This is a genomic window from Halomonas maura (genome assembly GCF_030409305.1).
Taxonomy (GTDB): domain Bacteria; phylum Pseudomonadota; class Gammaproteobacteria; order Pseudomonadales; family Halomonadaceae; genus Halomonas; species Halomonas maura.
The window spans coordinates 27,045-46,164 of sequence record NZ_JAUFPQ010000020.1; the positions used below are offsets into that span (position 1 = coordinate 27,045).

General features: G+C 71.2%; 19 protein-coding genes. 11 read left to right on the forward strand and 8 right to left on the reverse strand.

What is annotated here, in order from left to right; all coding sequences use genetic code 11:
• Nucleotides 1–195 precede the first annotated feature (195 nt).
• Genes QWY76_RS13880 through QWY76_RS13890 form a run of 3 tightly spaced genes read left to right on the forward strand, consistent with a single transcriptional unit; the run spans nt 196 to nt 2,575 of the window.
• On the forward strand, nt 196–1,245 hold the full coding sequence (locus QWY76_RS13880) for a DUF3179 domain-containing protein (RefSeq protein ID WP_290311884.1): 1,050 nt from the start codon (nt 196–198) through the stop codon (nt 1,243–1,245).
• Nucleotides 1,242–1,814: a hypothetical protein gene (locus tag QWY76_RS13885; protein ID WP_290311886.1), complete on the forward strand. Its 573-nt coding sequence runs from the start codon at nt 1,242–1,244 to the stop codon at nt 1,812–1,814. The genes QWY76_RS13880 and QWY76_RS13885 overlap by 4 nt, the downstream gene beginning before the upstream one ends.
• The gene (locus tag QWY76_RS13890; RefSeq protein ID WP_290311888.1) at nt 1,811–2,575 is read left to right on the forward strand and encodes a YiiX/YebB-like N1pC/P60 family cysteine hydrolase; all 765 of its coding nucleotides are present in this window, start codon (nt 1,811–1,813) and stop codon (nt 2,573–2,575) included. The genes QWY76_RS13885 and QWY76_RS13890 overlap by 4 nt, the downstream gene beginning before the upstream one ends.
• Here QWY76_RS13890 and QWY76_RS13895 read toward each other — a convergent pair.
• From QWY76_RS13895 to QWY76_RS13915, 5 genes are all read right to left on the reverse strand, one after another.
• Nucleotides 2,572–3,228, reverse strand: a complete 657-nt coding sequence (locus QWY76_RS13895) for an ATP-binding cassette domain-containing protein (RefSeq protein WP_290311889.1) — start codon at nt 3,226–3,228, stop codon at nt 2,572–2,574. The two genes, QWY76_RS13890 and QWY76_RS13895, sit on opposite strands and share 4 nt — an antisense overlap.
• Nucleotides 3,225–4,919 (reverse strand): ABC transporter permease, encoded by a 1,695-nt coding sequence (locus QWY76_RS13900; protein ID WP_290311890.1) that lies wholly within the window; start codon nt 4,917–4,919, stop codon nt 3,225–3,227. The genes QWY76_RS13895 and QWY76_RS13900 overlap by 4 nt, the downstream gene beginning before the upstream one ends.
• A gap of 18 nt (nt 4,920–4,937) precedes the next feature.
• Nucleotides 4,938–6,173, reverse strand: a complete 1,236-nt coding sequence (locus QWY76_RS13905; RefSeq protein ID WP_290311891.1) for an ABC transporter substrate-binding protein — start codon at nt 6,171–6,173, stop codon at nt 4,938–4,940.
• Entirely contained in the window at nt 6,170–7,297 is a 1,128-nt protein-coding gene (locus QWY76_RS13910; RefSeq protein WP_290311892.1) for an aminoglycoside phosphotransferase family protein, read from the reverse strand. The genes QWY76_RS13905 and QWY76_RS13910 overlap by 4 nt, the downstream gene beginning before the upstream one ends.
• A 277-nt stretch (nt 7,298–7,574) precedes the next feature.
• Nucleotides 7,575–7,979 (reverse strand): VOC family protein, encoded by a 405-nt coding sequence (locus tag QWY76_RS13915; RefSeq protein ID WP_290311893.1) that lies wholly within the window; start codon nt 7,977–7,979, stop codon nt 7,575–7,577.
• A gap of 87 nt (nt 7,980–8,066) precedes the next feature.
• Here QWY76_RS13915 and QWY76_RS13920 point away from each other — a divergent pair, with 87 nt between their 5' ends.
• The 8 genes from QWY76_RS13920 to QWY76_RS13955 all read left to right on the forward strand — a co-directional run bounded on the left by QWY76_RS13920 (nt 8,067) and on the right by QWY76_RS13955 (nt 15,855).
• Nucleotides 8,067–8,369 (forward strand): putative quinol monooxygenase, encoded by a 303-nt coding sequence (locus QWY76_RS13920; protein ID WP_290311894.1) that lies wholly within the window; start codon nt 8,067–8,069, stop codon nt 8,367–8,369.
• Nucleotides 8,370–8,422: 53 nt separating this feature from the next.
• Nucleotides 8,423–9,928: an NfeD family protein gene (locus QWY76_RS13925; RefSeq protein WP_290311895.1), complete on the forward strand. Its 1,506-nt coding sequence runs from the start codon at nt 8,423–8,425 to the stop codon at nt 9,926–9,928.
• A gap of 45 nt (nt 9,929–9,973) precedes the next feature.
• A complete protein-coding gene (locus QWY76_RS13930) occupies nt 9,974–10,735 on the forward strand; it encodes a slipin family protein (RefSeq protein ID WP_290311897.1) in 762 nt (253 codons plus the stop codon).
• Between the two features lie 411 nt (nt 10,736–11,146).
• Nucleotides 11,147–12,637, forward strand: coding sequence for a SulP family inorganic anion transporter (locus QWY76_RS13935; RefSeq protein WP_290311898.1), 1,491 nt, complete (start codon nt 11,147–11,149; stop codon nt 12,635–12,637).
• A 101-nt stretch (nt 12,638–12,738) separates the two neighbouring features.
• Nucleotides 12,739–13,593 (forward strand): universal stress protein, encoded by an 855-nt coding sequence (locus QWY76_RS13940; protein WP_290311900.1) that lies wholly within the window; start codon nt 12,739–12,741, stop codon nt 13,591–13,593.
• 92 nt (nt 13,594–13,685) lie between these two features.
• The gene (locus QWY76_RS13945; RefSeq protein ID WP_290311901.1) at nt 13,686–14,885 is read left to right on the forward strand and encodes an MFS transporter; all 1,200 of its coding nucleotides are present in this window, start codon (nt 13,686–13,688) and stop codon (nt 14,883–14,885) included.
• Between the two features lie 184 nt (nt 14,886–15,069).
• Nucleotides 15,070–15,411, forward strand: coding sequence for a TraR/DksA family transcriptional regulator (locus tag QWY76_RS13950; RefSeq protein WP_290311903.1), 342 nt, complete (start codon nt 15,070–15,072; stop codon nt 15,409–15,411).
• 78 nt (nt 15,412–15,489) lie between these two features.
• On the forward strand, nt 15,490–15,855 hold the full coding sequence (locus QWY76_RS13955) for a RidA family protein (RefSeq protein WP_290311904.1): 366 nt from the start codon (nt 15,490–15,492) through the stop codon (nt 15,853–15,855).
• A 76-nt stretch (nt 15,856–15,931) separates the two neighbouring features.
• Here QWY76_RS13955 and QWY76_RS13960 read toward each other — a convergent pair whose 3' ends face one another.
• Genes QWY76_RS13960 through QWY76_RS13970 form a run of 3 tightly spaced genes read right to left on the reverse strand, consistent with a single transcriptional unit; the run spans nt 15,932 to nt 19,055 of the window.
• Nucleotides 15,932–17,443: a PhnE/PtxC family ABC transporter permease gene (locus QWY76_RS13960; RefSeq protein ID WP_290311905.1), complete on the reverse strand. Its 1,512-nt coding sequence runs from the start codon at nt 17,441–17,443 to the stop codon at nt 15,932–15,934.
• Nucleotides 17,440–18,201, reverse strand: coding sequence for an ATP-binding cassette domain-containing protein (locus QWY76_RS13965; protein WP_290311906.1), 762 nt, complete (start codon nt 18,199–18,201; stop codon nt 17,440–17,442). Before QWY76_RS13965 ends, QWY76_RS13960 begins: the two co-directional genes overlap by 4 nt.
• On the reverse strand, nt 18,201–19,055 hold the full coding sequence (locus tag QWY76_RS13970) for a putative selenate ABC transporter substrate-binding protein (RefSeq protein ID WP_290311907.1): 855 nt from the start codon (nt 19,053–19,055) through the stop codon (nt 18,201–18,203). Before QWY76_RS13970 ends, QWY76_RS13965 begins: the two co-directional genes overlap by 1 nt.
• Nucleotides 19,056–19,120 lie beyond the last annotated feature (65 nt).

The following is a 19,120-nucleotide window of genomic DNA, read 5'->3' on the forward strand; positions in this document are numbered from 1 at the left end:
AAAAACCGGAGAAAAGACGGAGTTTACGCGGTGTAAATGAGTACTTTGATCCGATTTTTAACGCCGGATGGGCGAGCGCAGGCAGTTTTCAGACAAAGCGTAGCTTACCGCGACCTCGCGCCCGTGTAAGTCCCGGCGCGGATTAGCGACGAACCCCAGAGAGACGATGAGTGATTCGCCGAGGGGAGGACCGCGATGATGGCACGCGCCTTGTCGACCCTGATCCTGGGCCTGTCGCTGTTCCTGGCCGGGTCGGCGGCCGCGTGGGCGGCGGCACCGCCGACGCTCCCCCGGCCCGAGGTGCCGCTGGCGCATTCCCTGGAGGCCTTTCGTCAGGCGGTGCGCTCCGGTGGGCCGGGCAAGGACGGCATTCCCGCCATCGACCGGCCGCGCTTCGAGACGCTCGCCGAGGCCGATGGCTGGCTGGCGCCGGGCGATCGGGTGATCGGCCTCTATCGCGACGGCGAGGCCCGGGCCTATCCCCAGCGCATCCTGGTCTGGCACGAGATCGTCAACGACGCGGTGGCCGGCGAGTCGCTCGCCATCACCTACTGCCCGCTGACCGGCTCGGCGCTGGGCTTCCGGCGAGGCGACGGCACCTTCGGCGTCTCCGGGCGCCTGCTCAACAGCAACCTGGTGATGTACGACCGGGCCACCGACAGCGAGTGGCCCCAGCTGCTGGGCGTGGCCATCGACGGCTCCCTGGCCGGCCGGGGGCTGGTCCCCGAGCGGCTGGTGTGGACCACCTGGGGGGCCTGGAAGGCCCGTTATCCCGCGACCCGGGTGCTGAGCCGCGACACCGGCTACGTGCGCAACTATCGCCGCGACCCCTACGGCGACTACAACCCCTTGGCCGGCTACTACCGGCCCGAGAGTCGCCGCCTCTTCCCGGTGATGGCCGAGGATCGCCGCCTGCCGCCCAAGGCCATGGTGCTGGCCTTCCGCGAGGCCGGGGGCGCCGCCGCCGTCAGCCTGCCGGCGCTGCGCCGGGCCGGCATCCTGCGCTTGACCCTCGGGGAGCGCGGCTATGTGGTCATCCATGATCCCGAGCTGGATACCGGCTGGGTCTATCGCCATCCCGAGGAGCGGGACATCGACCCCGCGGCGCTGCGCTTCGGTCCCGGAGGCGTGAGCGGGGCGGGGATCGCGGCGCTCGAGCCGGTGAACGCCTTCCAGGTCATGTGGTTCGCCTGGGCCGGCTTCCACCCCGACAGCCTGCTGGTCGGCGAAGGCGGGGCACCGTGAGCGCCCTGGCCCGGCTGCTCGCGGCGCTGTTATCGCGGCCCGTCACCCTCGCCATGATGGCCGCGACGACCCTGGGCTATGCGCTGCTCTTCCTGTGGCTGTCCGGCGATATCGCCGGCGGCGGTCGGGGCGGCGTGCAGCTGTCCCTCACCGCCTGGCAGCGGATGTTCGAGTCTCGTGGGCCGCTGCGCTTCGAGCCGGTGGGGCTGGTCGAGCTGGGCCCCTGGGTGTGGACCCTCAGCCCCCTCGACACCCTGATCGCCCTGGGGCTCGGCCTGCTGCTGGGCGGTAACCTGGCCGGGCTGTGGCTGGCCCGCCGGGAACCGGCCGCCTGCCCGAGGCGGGCGCCTCGCGTCGCCGGGCTGGCGGCCCTGCCGGCGTTGCTGGCCGGCGGGGCCTGCTGTGCCCCGCTGGTGGTGGTCTGGCTGGGGCTGCCGATCGCCGGCGGCCTGGCGGTCCTGGCCCCCTGGCTGATTCCGCTGGCCTACCTGGCCCTGGTGCTGGGACTGGTCCGCCTGGCGGCCGGGCGCGAGCAGCAGCGGCAGGCGGGCCGGGGAGGGGGGCGATGACGACCTGGCGGGAGCGGTGCGGCTATTGGCTGGGCTGCTGGCTGTCCTGCCCGCGGCCCTGGCACCGCACGGTGGCCCCCTACGACGAGGACGTGCGCGGCTGCCTGCGCCCCGGCGATGTGCTGCTGGTCGAGGGCTCGTCGCGGTTGAGCACGGTCATCAAGTACCTGACCCAGTCCTCCTGGTCCCACGCCGCCCTCTACGTGGGCGAGCACCAGGCTCGGCGCCTCGGCATCGCGCCCGGCCAGGGGTTCATCGAGGCCGACCTGGCCGAGGGGGTGCGCCTGGTGGGCTTCGACGCCTATCGGGGCCACACCCTGCGCATCTGTCGGCCGGTGGGCCTGTCGGCGGCGGAGATCGAGCGGCTGATCGACTTCGCCCACGCCCGGGTGGGCCATCGCTATGACCTGCGCAATATCGTCGACCTGGCCCGCTACCTGATGCCCCTGCCGCCGGTACCGGTCGCCTGGCGGCGCAGCCTGCTGGCGCTCGGCAGCGGCGACCCGACCCGGGCCATCTGCTCCACCCTGCTCGCCGAGGCCTTCCAGTCGGTGCACTATCCCATCCTGCCGATTCGCGTCGCCGGCCATCGTCGGCTGTTCCGGCGGCGACACTACACCCTGTTCACGCCCCGGGACTTCGATATCTCGCCCTTCTTCGCTGTCGTCAAGCCACGCCTGGTGGGTGGCTTCAGCCCCCGCGAGCTGCGCTGGCTGGAGGATCTGCCCGCGCCGCGCGTCCCGGCATGGCCCGCGCCCTAGGCGAGCTCGATCACCCGCCCCCCGGCCGCCTCGGCATCGTCGCGGTCGTGAGTCACCATCAGGGTCGGCAGGCCCCGGGCGCGGATGCGCGCGAACACCAGGCGGCGCATCTCGTCGCGCAGCGCGGCATCGAGCTTGGAGAAGGGCTCGTCGAGCAGCATGGCGCGGGGCTCGGCCAGCAGCACGCGCATCAGCGCGACCCGGGCGCGCTGCCCGCCGGACAGGGTCGCCGGGTCGCGGTCGGCGAAGCCGGCCAGCCCGATGTCCGCCAGGGCCGCCTCGACGGCCTGCCGGCGCCGCCGGCGGCCGCCGTCGGCGGGCATGCCGAAGGCCAGGTTGCCGCCCACGCTGAGGTGGGGAAACAGCAGCGGATCCTGGAAGAGCAGTCCCAGCCGCCGGCGCTCCGGGGGATGACGGCTCAGGTCGTCGTCGCCGAGCCGGATCCGCCCGGTGGCGGTGAACACCGGGGCCAGGAAGCCGGCGACCTGGGCCAGCAGGGTCGACTTGCCGACCCCGGAGGGGCCCATCAGGGTCAGCACCTCACCCGGCGGGATCCGGGCATCCACGGCGACCAGGGGCTGCTCGCCGTGGTGGATGACCACCCGCTCCAGGATCAGCGGGGAGGGGGCGGTCGGGGGCGTGGTCTGGGTCATGGCAGTAGCTGGCGTCGATGGCGAAACAGGAAGCGGGGCAGGCCGAGGGCCAGCGCGAAGCCCAGGGCCGGCAGGGCGAGCTGGCCCAGCGCGTAGACCGCCGTCAGGCGACGGTCGCCGCCGCTGGCCAGGCTCACCGCCTCGGTGGTCAGGGTGGCCAGCCGGCCGGCGCCGAGCAGCACGGTCGGCAGGTACTGGCCGACGCTGACCGCGAAGCCCACCGCGGCGGCCACGGCGATCGGCCCGGCCAGCATGGGCAGCCGGACCCGCCGAAAGGTGGCGGCCCGGGACGCGCCCAGGGCGGCGGCGACCTGGCCCCAGCGGGGGTCGAGCCGCCGGTAGCTCTCGGCCAGCGAGAGGAACACATAGGGCAGCACGAAGAGACTGTGGCCGAGGGTCACCGCCAGCCAGCCGGCGGCCAGGCCGAGCTGGGCCTGGAGCTGGACCAGGCCGTAGAGGAAGGCCACCGGGGGCACCAGCAGCGGCAGGTAGAGGATCAGCTGGGCCCCGGGCCGCAGCGGCCGCCGGCGCAGGGTCTCGGCCTCCAGGCAGCCGACCACCAGCACCACCGACAGGGCGGTGGCACCGAGGCCGATGGAGGCGGTATGGCGCAGCGGCTCCAGGGCCGTGTCGGCGGCCTCCCGCCAGGTGCGCAGCGTCATCGGCGAGGGCCAGGCGGCGGGAAAGGGCCAGTAGGCGGCCAGCGACCAGAGGATCAGCCCGGCCAGGCTGGCCGCCAGCAGGCCGATGGCCAGCCAGGTCAGGCCGGCGCCGAGCACCCGGCCGGTGGCCTCGCCGCGTCGCCGGCCGCCATCGATCAGCCAGCCGGCTGCCAGTCGGCGCACCAGGCGCTCGGCGCCCCACCAGGCGAGCAGGGCCAGGGCGGTGGCGGCGAGCTGCAGCAGGGCCCCGGCCGAGGCCAGGAAGCGCAGCGACAGGTCGGGGTCGCCGAGCCAGCGGACCACCGCCACGGCCAGGGTCGGCGGCGTCGAGGGGCCCAGGATCAGCGCCACCTCGACGGTGGACGAGGCGAAGGCGATGACTGCGTAAACCGGCAGGCGGATCAGCGGGTAGAGCCCCGGCAGCACGGCCTTGGCGAAGGCGCTGACCGGGCCGTAGCCCAGCGAGCGCGCCACCATCAGGCGTTCCCGGGCCTGGCACTGGGGCAGGGCGGCCAGGCTCATCAGCAGCAGGAAGGGGACCTCCTTGAGCACCAGGCCGGCGATCAGCGCCACCCCCCCCGGGTCGCCGGGGAAGAGGAAGTCCGGCGGCTGGGTCCAGCCGGTCAGCCACGGCGAGAGCAGGCGGCTGGCGAGCCCCGAGGGGGCCAGCAGGAAGGCCAGGCCGATGGCGGCGGCGGCGTGGGGCACCGCCAGCAGCGGCGAGAGCAGGCGCCTGACCACCCGGAACAGCGGCGTCTCGAGGAAGGCCGCCAGGAACAGCACCACGATGGCCAGCGCCAGCAGGGTGCTGGCGAGCCCGGTGACCAGGCTCAGGCGCAGCATGTCGGCGAGCCCCGGCGCCTGCCACAGCGCCTGCCAGTGGGCCAGCGTCCCGCTGCGCCCGCCCAGCGCCGGCAGCCAGCCGAAGGCCGGCGCCACGACGCCCACCAGGCCCGCGGTCACGGGCAGCACCAGCAGCAGGATGGTCAGGCGGGGCAGCAGGCGAATCGCCAGGGTGAAGCCCGACATCAGCATCCCACCCGAGCGTCAGCCCTTGGCATAGCGGGCGATCCAGGCCGCCTCCAGGGCCTCCATCCAACTGGGGTGGGGCTCGGGCAGGAGTTTCTCCAGGGCCTCCGGCGGCAGGCGTGCCGGGTTGGCGTCGCCGCGGTCGAAGGCCTCGCGCTGCTCGGCACTCAGGCGGTCCATATCGAGCACGGTGGGATCGCCCCAGACCGCGATGTCCTGCTTGCGGGCCTGGGCCTCGGGGGACAGCAGGAAGTTGGCCAGCACCATGGCCCCGGCCTTGCGCCGGGCATTGAAGGGGATCGCCACGAAGTGGACGTTGCCCAGGGTGCCGCCGTCCAGCACGTAGCTGCGGGTGCCGGGGGGCAGCTGGTGGTCGGCCACCGCCGCGGCGGGCTCGGCGGGATTGAAGGTGAAGGCCAGCGACAGTTCGCCGTCGCCCATCAGCTGCTTGAGCTCGGGCCCGCTGGCGGGGAAGTGGCGGCCCTGGCGCCACAGGTGCGGGTGCAGGGCATCCAGGTAGTCCCACAGCGGGGCGGTCACGGTTGCCACCTCGTGGTCACTCGCCGGCTCGGCCAGCACCGTCGGGTCTTCGACCAGCTCGAGCAGCGCCTGCTTGAGGAAGGTGCTGCCCAGGAAGTCCGGGACCAGGGGGTAGGTGAAGCGGCCGGGGTGGGCCTTCGCCCAGTCGAGCAGGGCCCGCATGTCGCGCGGCGGCGCCTCGACGCGTTCGGCATCGTAGTAGAAGGTCAACTGAGCCTTGCCCCAGGGGGCTTCGAAGCCCTCGGTGGGCAGGGTGAAATCGGTGCGCATCTCGGGATTGTCGTCCGGCGCGGTCAGTGCGAAGTGGGGCAACCGCTGGGCGAAGGGACCGAACAGCAGGCCGTTGCGCTGCATGGCGGCGAAGTTCTCGCCGTTGATCCACACCAGGTCGATGGCGCCGTCGTCGACGTTGCCCGCCGATTTCTCGGCGATGACCCGGGAGACCGCCGCCGCGGTGTCGTCGAGCTTGACGTGCACCACCTCCACGCCGTGGCGCTCGGCCATCCGCTCGGCCACCCAGCCGATATAGCGGTTGACGGCGGCATCGCCCCCCCAGGCGTTCCAGTAGACGGTCTGTCCCCGGGCCTGGGTCTCGATGGCGTCCCAGTCCTCGGGCAGGCTCGTCTCGGCGGTCGCCGCCGCGGGAAACGAGAGGGCCAGCGGTATCGCCAGCAGCAGGGGGAGCGCGCGTCGGGCCAGATCGCTTGGGGTCATCGCGGTGATCCTGTGCAGTGGGGAGAGCGGGGGAAACGCGCCGCCAGGGCCTCGAGTTCGTCGCGGCCGCGCCGCAGCGTGGCCGGTGCCAGGTAGTGATCGACCCGGTCGCGCACGTGGCTGACCAGGGCGTCCTCGCTGAGCGCGGCGGACCAGTCCTCGCCGTCCCCGGCGTGACGGGGCCGACGCCCCTGGGCGACGCGCCACTTGGCACACCAGGTCAGTGACCACAGCCACATGGCACGGCGACAGGCCAGCAGGGCGTGCGGGGAATGCGTGGCGGCGGCCGGGCCCATGGCCTCGCGCCAGTGGGCATGGAAGTCGGCGAGCTGGTCGAGGCTCAATACCGCCTGGCTGGCGAGGTCCCAGGTGGTGGAGGTGTAGAGGCTGGCATGGGCCAGGTCGAAGCCCGGCAGGCCATAGCGGCACTTCTCCAGGTCGACCAGCACCGCGCGGCCGCCGGCCTCGACCAGGAAATTGCCCGGGTGGGCATCGAAGCTGATCAGCCTCGCCATGCGCGCGTCCCCCGGCAGCCGCTCGGGGAGCGCGGCGAGCTGGGCCTCGATCAGCCGGCGCGCCTCGGTCCCGAGCCCCGCCTCGGGCAGGGCGGCGGCCTGGCCGAGCACTTCCTCGCGCATCGCCCGCCAGGGAGCGTCGGGTGCCTGCAGGGGGGCACGCTCCGTCGCCGGCGGGCAGGGCAGCCGATGCAGGCCGGCCAGGCTGCGCGCGATGGCCGGCAGGTCCTCGGGGAGTCGCGCCGGGCGACCGTCGATGGCCTCGACCAGCAGGGCGCCGCGGGGCAGGTCCTCGTCCGGCGGCAGGCGGCCGTGCAGGGTCGGGGCATGGCCGCCGGCGGCGGCCCGCGCGAAGCAGGCCGCCTGGTAGGCCAGGTTATCCCGGGCCGGCAGGCCCATCTGGCTCTGCTTGGGGATACGCGCCACCCGGTCGCCGTCGCGCCGGTGAAGCCAGACATGCCAGTGGGCGAGGCCGGTATCGGCCATCGTCGTGAGATCCTGGATCGCCTCGAGCTCGCCGGCCCGCGCCAGGGCGCGGGTCAGGCGAGCCAACAGGGTATCCGCGTCGCGGCGATCCGTGTCGGCCGGGGGGGACGACGTCTCGGGCATCGGGGCTCCTGTGGTGGGTAGCGTGCCGACACTCGGTCGCATGCGGCACGCTTTCCTTACAACGGCGGGCGGCAAGACCGCGTCCTCGTGTCTCAGCATAGCCGCCGGCGCCCGTTGGCCGGGCGCTCGCCGTCAACGCCGTAGCCTGTCGGCCCGCCGCCTCGATCGCCAGTCGCGGCACGCTAAAGGGCGCCACCATGGCCGGTGGCGCCTCGCGAGTCGGCATGCCGAGCAGGCCGGGGAGTCGGCGGTCGGGGACCGCCGCGAGTCAACCGGGTCAGCGCAGGCGCTGGCCGGAGACGCTGGGATGGTAGAGCGGCTGCACGGTGTTGCCGTCCGGGTCCTTGCAGTAGAGGCTGCGCCCCCCGTCGGCGTGGTCGTGGGGACCGCGCACCACCTCGACGCCCCGGTCGACGAGGTAGGCGTGCCAGGCATCCACGTCCTCGCGCTTATCGACCACGAAGCCGAAGTGGTCGAGGCGCTGGGGATCGTCACCGGTCGGGCGACGGGCGCGGGACAGCGAGACATTGTCGTTGCCGAGCGTCAGGTAGACGAGGTCCTGGTGGGCGCGGCGCAGCACGTCCAGGCCGAGCACCTCGACGTAGAAGCGCTCGCAGGCCTCCAGGTCCTGGACCTGCAGGGCGATGTGGCGCATGCCGTTGAACGGGGCGGGACGTTGCATGGGGCCTCCTCGGCGCAATGGGGCTTCATCGATGAATTGGAAAATGTTTCCATATAACTTCTCGATCCACAACCCTCGGGAGTCCCCATGTATTGCATCATCGTCCAGACCCGGCTGAAGCCCGGTAGCCGCGAGCGCTTCCTCGCGGCCATGCTGCCCAATGCCGAGGCCTCGGTCCGCGACGAGCCGGGTTGCCATGCCTTCGACGTGATCGAGGACCGCGATACTCCGGACCTCATCCATCTCTACGAGATCTACACTGACCAGCAAGCCCTGGCGGCCCACAAGGCCACACCGCACTACGCGGCCTGCCGGGCGATCGTCAACGAACTGATTGCCGAACAGCAGGTGATTCGCGCCGATGTCCTGGCGACGAGCCCCAGGGCCTGAACGAATCGCCGGACCAGGCATCTCAGCTTTAACCTTATGCCGAGGCGGGGGTCATGATGTCCACCGGATCGCATGCCAGGCGTCGAGTCGTCTTATGGCTGAGCCTGGCCTGTCTGCTGCTGGGTAGCCTGGCCGCCTGGCAGTCGACGGCTCAACAGGAGCGTGGCACGGCGCTGGTGATGACCCTCGACGGCGCCATCGGCCCGGCCACCAGCGACTATTTCATGCGCGGTCTCGACCTCGCCGAGGAGGGCGACGCCAGCCTGGTGGTGGTGCAGATGGATACCCCCGGGGGCCTCGACGCCGCCATGCGCGACATGATCTCCGCCATGCTGTCCTCCGAGGTACCGGTGGCCTTCTATGTCTCCCCCGGCGGCGCCCGGGCGGCCAGCGCCGGCACCTACCTGCTCTACGCCAGCCATGTGGCGGCCATGGCCCCGTCCACCCACCTGGGCTCGGCCACACCGGTGCAGATCGGCGGCGGGGGCGGCTTGCCCGGCATCGGCGAGCCGGAGACGCCGGACGACCCGGAAGGGGAGGCCGGTGGCGGCGACGGCGCCTCCCGCGGCGGCAAGGACAAGAGCGGCGGCGCGGCGAGCGAGGAGGATGCCGGCGGCCAGCCGGACGACACCGCCGAGGCACCGGGCAGCGAACCTGGCAAGCGCCGTGGCGAGACCGCCATGGAGCGCAAGGTGCTCGAGGACGCCGTGGCCTATATCCGCTCGCTGGCCGAGCGCCACGGCCGCAACGCCGACTGGGCCGAGGACGCGGTGCGCGAGGCGGTCAATCTCACCGCCCGGGAGGCCCTCGAGCAGGACGTCATCGACGTGCTGGCCACCGACCTCGACGATCTGCTGACCCAGATCGACGGCCGCGAGGTGGTCATGGCCGACGGTACGCTGACCCTGGCCACCGCCGACCTGGTCATCGAACGCTTCGATCCGGACTGGCGCACCCGGCTGCTGGAGGTCATCACCAATCCCAACGTGGCCTACTTCCTGATGATCATCGGCTTCTACGGCCTGATCTTCGAGCTCTCCAACCCCGGCAGCCTGGTGCCGGGCACCATCGGCATCATCTGCCTGTTGCTGGCGCTCTTCGCCTTCCAGGTGCTACCCGTTAACTATGCCGGCCTGGCGTTGATCCTGGTGGGGCTGGGGCTGATCGTCGGCGAGGCGCTGATGCCCAGCTTCGGCATCCTCGGCATGGGCGGCATCGTGGCCTTCGTGATCGGTTCGGTGATGCTGATGGACGCGGACACCCTGAATATCTCGCTGCCGCTGATCGGCGGCATCGCCCTGGTGGCGGCGGGGCTGATGCTGTGGATCATGACCCGCTTCCTCGGCCTGCGCCGGCGCCCGGCGCGTACCGGCCAGGAGGAGCTGCTGGGCAATGAGGCCCAGGTGCTGGAGGATTTCCAGGGCGAGGGGCATGTGCGCCTCCATGGCGAACGCTGGAACGCGCGCAGCCGGCGCCCCTTGAATCGTGGCCAGGTGGTGCGCGTGGTCGGCATCGATGGCCTTACCGTCGAGGTCGAGCCGGAGGATGGATCGTCCTGAAGGAGGCCGGCTGATGCCGGCCGTCAACGTCGAGGAGAGACAACCATGATGATTTCCTATCTCGTGCCGGTCGTTCTGGTGCTGATGCTGATGGCGGCCTCGATCCGCATCCTGCCGGAGTACAAGCGCGGCGTGGTGTTCTTCCTGGGGCGCTTCCAGGCGGTGAAGGGGCCGGGGCTGTTCATCATCATCCCCGGCATCCAGAAGATGGAGGTGGTCGACCTGCGGGTGATCACCATGGACGTGCCCGAGCAGGACGTCATCTCCCAGGACAACGTCACCGTCAAGGTCAACGCGGTGCTCTATTTCCGGGTAGTCGACCCGGAGAAGGCGATCATCCAGGTGGAGCACTTCGTCACCGCCACCAGCCAGCTGGCCCAGACCACCCTGCGTTCGGTGCTCGGCAAGCACGACCTCGACGAGATGCTCTCCGAGCGCGACAAGCTCAACGACGATATCCAGGAGATCATCGACGCCTCGGCGGAGGGTTGGGGCATCAAGGTGGCCAACGTCGAGATCAAGCACGTCGACCTGGACGAAAGCATGATCCGCGCCATCGCTCGCCAGGCCGAGGCCGAACGCGAGCGGCGCGCCAAGGTCATCCATGCCGAGGGCGAGCTGCAGGCCTCGAAGAAGCTGGTGGAGGCCGCCCATGTCATGTCGGCCAACCCGGCGGCGCTGCAGCTGCGCTACTTGCAGACCATGAACGACATGAGCAACAAGAACGCCTCCACCATCGTCTTCCCGATGCCCATGGACCTGATGGAGGCCTTCCGGCAGATGGCCAAGCCTGGCGGCAGCGACTGATCCGCCTCGCCGGCGTTACCGCATGCAGACCGTCGACATTCCTGCTAGAATCCAGCGCCTTTGTGCCCGGGGCCATGCCCCGAGGCCGCTCAGGAGCACAGGGATTCGACCGACCATGATACCGCCTCGCGCCGGGCAGGCCACGCCGCCCTAGCCATTCCCGCCCCAGGCGATTCGGCGGGCGCCGTCATCGGCGCGTCATCGCCCGGCATCATCTTGGTGCCCCGGTGTCTCTCGGCACCCTCCCTGCGACCCCCAGAACGCTCGACACGTGCCCGACGCGGCAGCGGCGACAGGGCCTGTCCGTGTCGTCTGAACGCTGGGCGTTGGCCGGGAAGCGCAGGGACTCTTCAGACATGCCCAGGCCCTGGCGCCTTATGGCATCACACACCCCTTCGACTGGACCGCAGCATGATCCGATCCATCAAGCAAGACTGGTTCTCGAACCTGAAAGGCGACAGCCTGGCGGGCATCGTCGTGGCCCTGGCCCTGATTCCCGAGGCCATCGCCTTCTCCATCATCGCCGGGGTCGACCCCAAGATCGGCCTCTATGCCTCCTTCTCCATGGCGGTGATCATCGCCTTCGCCGGCGGCCGACCCGGGATGATCTCGGCGGCCACCGGCGCCATGGCGCTGCTGATGGTGACCCTGGTCAAGGAGCACGGCCTGGAGTACCTGCTGGCCGCCACCCTGCTCACCGGGGTGCTGCAGATCGCCGCCGGCTACCTGCGCCTGGCCGACCTGATGCGCTTCGTCTCGCGCTCGGTGGTCACCGGCTTCGTCAATGCCCTGGCGATCCTGATCTTCATGGCGCAACTGCCGGAACTGACCAACGTGACCTGGCATGTCTATGCCATGACCGCGGCGGGGCTGGGGATCATCTACCTCTTCCCCTACGTGCCGGTGATCGGCAAGACCCTGCCCTCGCCGCTGGTCTGCATCCTGGTGCTCACCGCCGTCTACCTGCTGACCGGCATGGACATCCGCACCGTCGGCGACATGGGCGAGCTGCCGGATACCCTGCCGGTGTTCCTGTGGCCGGACGTGCCGCTCAACCTGGAGACCCTGGCGATCATCCTGCCCTACTCGGTAATGCTCACCGTGGTGGGCCTGCTGGAATCGATGATGACCGCCACCATCGTCGATGACCTCACCGACACCGGCAGCGACAAGAACCGCGAGTGCAAGGGCCAGGGGCTGGCCAACATCGGCACCGGCCTGCTCGGCGGCATGGCGGGCTGCGCGATGATCGGCCAGTCGGTGATCAACATCAAGTCGGGCGGCCGCAGCCGCCTCTCCACGCTGATCGCCGGCGTGATGCTGCTGCTGATGGTGGTCTTCCTCGCCGACTGGGTGTCGCGGATCCCCATGGCGGCCCTGGTGGCGGTGATGATCATGGTCTCCATCGGCACCTTCAGCTGGACCTCGATCCGCGACCTCAGGAAGCATCCGATGTCCACCAACCTGGTGATGCTGGCCACCGTGGTGGTGACGGTGGGCACCCACAACCTGGCCATGGGGGTCTTCGTCGGGGTGCTGCTGGCGGCGCTGTTCTTCGCCAACAAGGTCGGCAATATCCTCTACATCGGTGCCGAGGCCGGCGAGGGCGAGAGCACGCGGGTCTACAGGGTGGTCGGCCAGGTGTTCTTCGCCTCCTCCGAACGCTTCGCCGCCGCCTTCGACTTCAAGGAGAGTCTGGAAAAGGTCACCATCGACCTGTCCCGGGCCCACTTCTGGGATATCACCGCCGTCCAGGCCCTGGACCGGGTGGTCATCAAGTTCCGCCGCGAGGGCACCGAGGTGGCGCTGATCGGCCTCAACGAGGCGAGTGCCACCATCGTCGATCGCTATGCCATCCACGATGATCCCGAGGCGGTCGAGAAGCTGATGGGCGGTCATTGAGCCGTTGCCGATCCATCGCCGGGTCGCCCCTGTGACGGGGCGGCCCCGATGGTGTAGAACGTGGGTAACGAGACAACACACGCCAGCTTCAGGACAGACAGATGACAGAACAGGTGATGGCCGCCATCGACGGCTCGCAGTTTTCCGAGGGCGTCTGTGACTACGCGGCCTGGGCCAGCCTGGCGCTCGGCGCGCCGCTGACCTTCCTCCACGTGGTCGACAACCACCCCCAGACCGCCGAGGCGGACCTCTCCGGCAATATCGGCCTGGGCTCCCGGGAGCACCTGCTCGAGGAGCTCTCGCACCTGGATGAGCAGCGCGCCAAGGTTGCCCAGGAGCAGGGCCGCCTGATGCTCCAGGCGGCCCGGGAGCGGGCCATCGAGGATGGCGTGGCGGAGCCCGCCACCCGCCAGCGCAACGGCACCCTGGTCGAGACCCTGGCCGAGCTGGAGGACGACATCCGCCTGCTGGTGGTCGGCAAGCGCGGCGAGACCGCCCACCAGGCCAGCGAGCATCTGGGCTCCAACCTGGAGCGGGTGGTGCGCAGCCTGCATCGCCCGATCCTGATGGTGCCCGAGGGCTTCCAGCGCCCCGAGAAGGTGATGATCGCCTTCGACGGCAGCAAGACCACCCGCAAGGGCGTCGAGATGCTCGCCAGCAGCCCGCTGTTCAAGGGCATTCCCTGCCATGTGCTGATCGTCGGCGCCGACACCGGCGACAACCGCTCCCAGCTCGACTGGGCGCTCGCCACCCTGCGCGAGGTGGGCCACGAGGCCGAGGGGGCCATCCGCGCCGGCGAGGTGGAGGAGACCCTGCGCGCCTACTCGGAAGAGCACGCCATCAACCTGGTGGTGATGGGGGCCTACGGGCATTCGCGCATCCGCCACCTGCTGCTGGGCAGCACCACCACCACGGTGCTGCGCCGCGCCAGCATCCCCGTGCTGCTGCTGCGCTAGGCGGTGCCCCGGCCATCCCGGGGCACCCCGCAAGACTCAGGCCCCGCCCCGGCGGGGCCTTTGCCGTTCGTCGCCGCCAACCGGAGAGCATCATGAGCTATCGCACCCTGCTGAGGGACCATCGGGGGCTGCTCGGCATCGCCTTTCTGGCGATGTTCTCGTCGAGCCTGGGCCAGAGCTTCTTCATCGGCCTCTTCCAGGTGCCCATCGGCGAACGGCTGGGCCTGTCCGCCGGCGAGTTCGGCACCGCCTACGCCCTGGTCACCCTGGCCAGTGGCTTCGCCATGCTGCGCCTCGGCCCCAGCATCGACTGGGTGGCGCCGCGTCGCTTCGCCCTGGCCGTCCTGCTGGCGCTGCTCGCCGGCATCCTGCTGCTGACGCTGTCTCCCGGCTGGCTGGTCGGGCTGCTGGGGCTGGGCCTGGTGCGGCTGTGTGGCCAGGGCATGATGAGTCACCTGGGCAATACCCTGGCGGGACGCGAGTTCACCGCCCTGCGTGGCCGGGCCCTGGGGCTCGCCGGACTGGGGCTGATGCTCGGCGAGACCCTGCTGCCGCCGCTGGTCGCCGCGCTGCTGGTGTGGCTCGGCTGGCGCGAGCTGTGGTGGAGCCTGGCCGCGGCGGTCGCCCTGGCGTGGCTGCTGATGCTGGGCGGCGCCCCCTGGCCGGCGGCACCGCGCTCGCGGCGGGACCGACAGGCCAGCCGCGAGGGGCCGCGGCCCTTCCGCGAGGCGCGCTTCTGGCGGCTGCTGCCGCTGTTGATGGTCTTGCCGATCACCATGACCGGGCTGTTCATCTACCAGGCCCATCTGACCGAGGCCATGGGCAGTTCGCTGGCCAGCTACTCGCTGGCCCTGACCGGCATGGGGCTCGCCAAGCTGCCCGGGGCGCTGCTCGGCGGCCACTGGGTCGACCGGCTGGGACCGGTGCGCCTGGCACGCCTCTACCTGCTGCCTTTCGCCCTGGCCCTGCTGCTGGCCCTCACCCTGGGGGGGCACCTGACGGTGTGGGCGTTGATGATGGGCGGCGGTCTGGGGATGGGCGCCCAGGAGGCCATCGCCACCAGCCTGCTGGTGCGGCTGTGGGGCGCCGAGCACCTGGGGCGGGTGCGTGCCACCCTGAGCGCGGCGATGGTGTTCTCCACCGGGATCGCCCCGGCGCTGGTGGGGCTGGCGCTCGACCTGGGCGCCTCCTTCACCCTGGTGCTGGCGGGCATGCTGGCGCTGCTGGTCGGCAGCTGGTGGCTGGCCCAGGGGGTGCTGGCCAGTCCCGAGGCCCGAGGGGCTACCCCCTAGGATGGGGGCGTACCGGCCTGGCGCCGGGCGCGTGACGCCCTAGGGTCTTTGTCCTTCGGGTCAACATGGCAGCGGTGCCACCGCGCATCGCGGCGATGCGCCGATAGGCCTTGATGTGTCGCGGCCGCTGACGAATGCTTACAGGGGCCGCGCCACTACGTCGTCATCACCGTGAGAAGAGCCCATGAACCATCCCGAGCTGGACATGGCCGCCGTCACCGCCCGCCTCGAGGCCCTGCGCGACGACCTCCTCGAGCAGAGTGCCGACAGCCGCGACGCCCGCGAGACCGTGATGCTGGACCAGACCGCGGTGGGGCGGTTGTCGCGCATGGATGCGCTGCAGGGCCAGGCGATGGCCAGGGCCGAGGAGGAGCGTCGCCGGCTGGCCCTGACGCGTATCGCCTCGGCCCTGGCGCGGATCGCGCGGGGCGAGTACGGCGTCTGCATCGCCTGCGGCGAATGGATCGCGGCCCGGCGCCTGGAGGGAGACCCGGTGGCATTGAAGTGTATCGATTGTGCCGAATGAATCGGTGATATCGACTGCTTTGTTCTTTATCGCTAGGTTATCATCTTGAGTTCACCCCTTATGGCAGGAGACGTATCGATGACCATCCAACGCCACGACACCAAGGCCCGCATGAGCCGTGCCGTGATCCACAATGGCGTGGCCTATCTGTGCGGCCAGGTGGCCGGCCCCGAGGCCCGTCAGGGCGACATCACCGAGCAGACCGAGAGCATGCTGGCCCGGGTCGATGCCCTGCTCGAGGAGATCGGCTCGGATCGCGAGCACCTGCTGTCCGCCACTCTTTACCTCAAGGAAGGCCATGACTTCGCGGCCATGAACGCCGTCTGGGATGCCTGGGTGCCGGAAGGCCATGCCCCGGCACGCACCTGTGTCTGTGCGCCGATGCCTGCCGACGAGCTGCGGGTGGAGATCACCGTCACCGCCCTGGTGAAGGACGCCGCCTGATCCCGGTCGTGATGCACGCCTGAGGCGAAGGGCCGGCGCTGGATGGCGCCGGCCCTTCGCCTTGCGTGTTCGGGGATCAGCGCAGGCAGGGGTCGTCCAGCGGGACCTGGCGGGGGCGCAGGCGTCGCGACAGGGCATCCACGGCGATGTTGAGCCCGGCGGTGACCAGCAGCAGGAAGAAGGCCACGTCGAACATCAGGTACTGGAAGTTCTCGTCGATGTAGTAGCCGAGTGTCGCCACCCCCAGCATGCCGAGGATCGCCGTCTCGCGCAGGATCACCTCGGCGCGGTAGTAGAGCAGCGCCAGCAGCCCCGGGTAGATGCGCGGCAGCAGCTCGTAGGCATAGCGGCCGGTGGCGGACAGTCCCGGCATCCCGGGGGCCAGGGCGTCGGCATGGCGGGCGGCGAGGAAGGCGATCAGCGCGCCGTTGTGCAGTGACAGCGCCAGCCAGGCGGGCAGCAGCGACGGCCCGAGCAGCAGCAGGAAGACGAAGGCCAGCATCAGTTCGGGGGTCGAGCGCAGCAGGATCAGCAGGCCGCGACCGGCCAGCCGCGAGGGCCCGCAACCGAAGTGGCGGCTGGCCAGGGGCCACAGCGTGAGCGCCACCAGCAGGGCACCGACGGTGCCCAGCAGCCCCAGCAGCAGGGTATTGCCGATGGCCGGGGCGAGATCGGGGATGTGCGCCAGCCAGTCGGCCAGGCCGGCCCCGTCGCCCGCGCGCAGTGGCGCGGGCCACAGGTCCTGGCTGACGAAGCGCCACAGCAGTCCGCCGTCCACCGCCGGCCAGGGCCCGAGCAGGAAGGCGCCGCCCGCCAGCAGCAGCGGCACCAGGCGCCGGTGGCTCCACCAGGGCAGGGCGGCGATCAGCAGGTAGAAGCACCACAGCAGGGCCCCGGCCTCGGGGTAGCGCCCCTCGCGGAAGGCGGTCTCGAGCTGGAAGCCCAGCGTCGGCAGGCCGACGAAGCCGAGCAGCACGCTGGCGCGCAGGCCGCACTCGAAGCGGTAGCGGGTATAGGCGGCGAGCTGGGCCCAGGCCATCGGCAACTCGGTGTAGACGAGCCGCGAGAGGCGGCCGACCCCCGGGGGCAGGGCGTCCCGGGGCGCGCTCGGCGCCTGCTCGAGGATCTCGGCATAGACCTTGGCGAAGATGCCGGCGTAGGGAATGGCCAGGGCCAGCAGCGCGGTGAGTGCCGAGAGGCCGAACACCTGCAGGAACAGCAGCGCCCAGAACAGCTCGTGGATGGCGCGGACGAAGGCGCAGCCGGCGCGCACCAGGCGCGAGCGGGCGAACAGCAGCGCCAGCGGGATGCCCAGCACCACGCCGCCCAGGGTGCCCCACAGGGCCACCGCCACGGTCAGCCCCAACGCCGAGAGCGGCGACTCCACCGCGCCGAAGGCCGGCCAGGCCAGGCCCCGGGCCATGCGGGCCAGCTCGGTCCAGGGATCGCGGGTGATCACCGCCAGGTCGGCCAGCGGCAGCAGCAGCAGGGCCAGGGCGACCAGGGTCAGGGTATGGCGGGCCAGGCGCGGCCCCGGGGCGCGCCCGGCGAGCCAGGCCGGCCGGGCGGGCGTGACGGCGTCGCTCATGCCCTCCCCCGGGAGCAGGGCAGCGCCTCCGGGGCGGGCGCGGCCATCTCGGCGGGGTCGCCCGGGTCGGCCGCCGTGGTGGCCTCGGCGTCGGGATAGAGGGCGTCGAGATCGGCGAGGCTCAGCTCAGTGACCGGGGCGTCGATCACCAGCCGGCCGTCACGCAGCCCCCAGACCCGGTCGAAATGGGAGAGCGCCAGCTCGCGCTGGTGCAGGGCGACCACGCTGGTGGCATGGCGCGCCTCGATCAGCGTCAGCAGGCGCAGGGCCTGGTGGGGGTCGACGCTGGCCACCGGCTCGTCGCCGAGGAACACCGGGCGCCGCTGGTAGAGGGCCCGGCCGATGGCCGTGCGCTGGCGCTGGCCACCGGACAGCCGACCCACCGGTCGACGCATCAGGCCCTCGAGACCGAGGATCGCGCAGAGCTCGGCGATCTCCCGCCAGGGCGTGCGCAGCGGGCGCACCAGGTTCCACAGGTTGGCCAGCGCCGAGTGCTCGGCCAGGCGGGCCATGTAGATGTTGTGGTAGACCGCGAGACCCGGCACCAGGCCGTGGTGCTGGGGACACCAGGCGGCCGCGTCGCCGAGGCGCTCGCGCAGGCCCGCCAGCAGGGTCGACTTGCCGGCCCCGCTGGGTCCCAGCAGGGCGACCCGCTCGCCGTGGTGCAACCGCAGGCGCAGACCCGGCAGCACGACCCGGTCGCCGTGGCCGAGATCGGCGCCCTCCAGGGCGACCAGGCTATGGCGGGACTCGCCCATCAGCGCAGCAGGCCGAGGTCTTCCGCCACGTCCTCGATGGGGGCATACATGGCGTTGTCGGCGGGGATGAAGGCCGAGCGGGGGAAGCTCGCCAGCAGGTCCGGGTCGTCCATGTCCAGCAGGGCGCTGCGCACCGCCTCGGTGAAGCCTTCGCCGTAGCGCTCGTCGGCGTCGCCGCGCAGGGTCCACTGGTAATCCGGATAGGTCGGCGTGGACCAGATCACCTCGACCTTGTCGGTGTCGACGCGGCCGTCCTCCACGGCGGCCTCCCAGACCGAGTAGTTGACCGCGCCGAGCTCGTAGGTGCCGGCCTCGACCAGGGCGATGGTGCGCGAGTGGTCACCGGAGAAGCCGACCCGGGAGAAGATCTCCTCGGGGGCCGCAGCGAAGCGCTGGCGCAGGAAGTGCTCGGGCATCAGCCGGCCGGAGGTCGAGGTCTTGGCGCCGAAGGTGAAGCTCTTGCCCTCGATGGCCGCGGGCAACTCGTCGGCGGGCTCCAGCTCGGTGGACCGATGGGCGATGACGTAGCTCTCGAATTCCGCGTCCTCCGCGCCCTGGGCCAGGGCCTGGGAACCCGGCACCAGGCGACGGGCCTGGACGCCAGAGAGGCCGCCGAACCAGGCGAGCTGGACCTGGTCGTTGCGGAAGGCGGTGACCGCGGCGCCGTAGGACTTCACCGGCACGTATTCCACCTCGACGTCCAGCCGCATCTCGAGGTAGTCGGCGACCTTGGAGAAGCGCTCGACCAGGCGCGACTGATCCTCGTCGGGGATGGCGGTGAAGCGGAAGGTGTCGGCGGCGACGCCCTGGGCGAACAGGGCGAGGGCGGCGGTGCAGGCGGCGATCCAGCGCATCGGCGGGCTCCGGGAAAGGGGTGAGGCCGCTATTGTTGTGGCTAGCCGGCCCCTTGGCAAGCCGG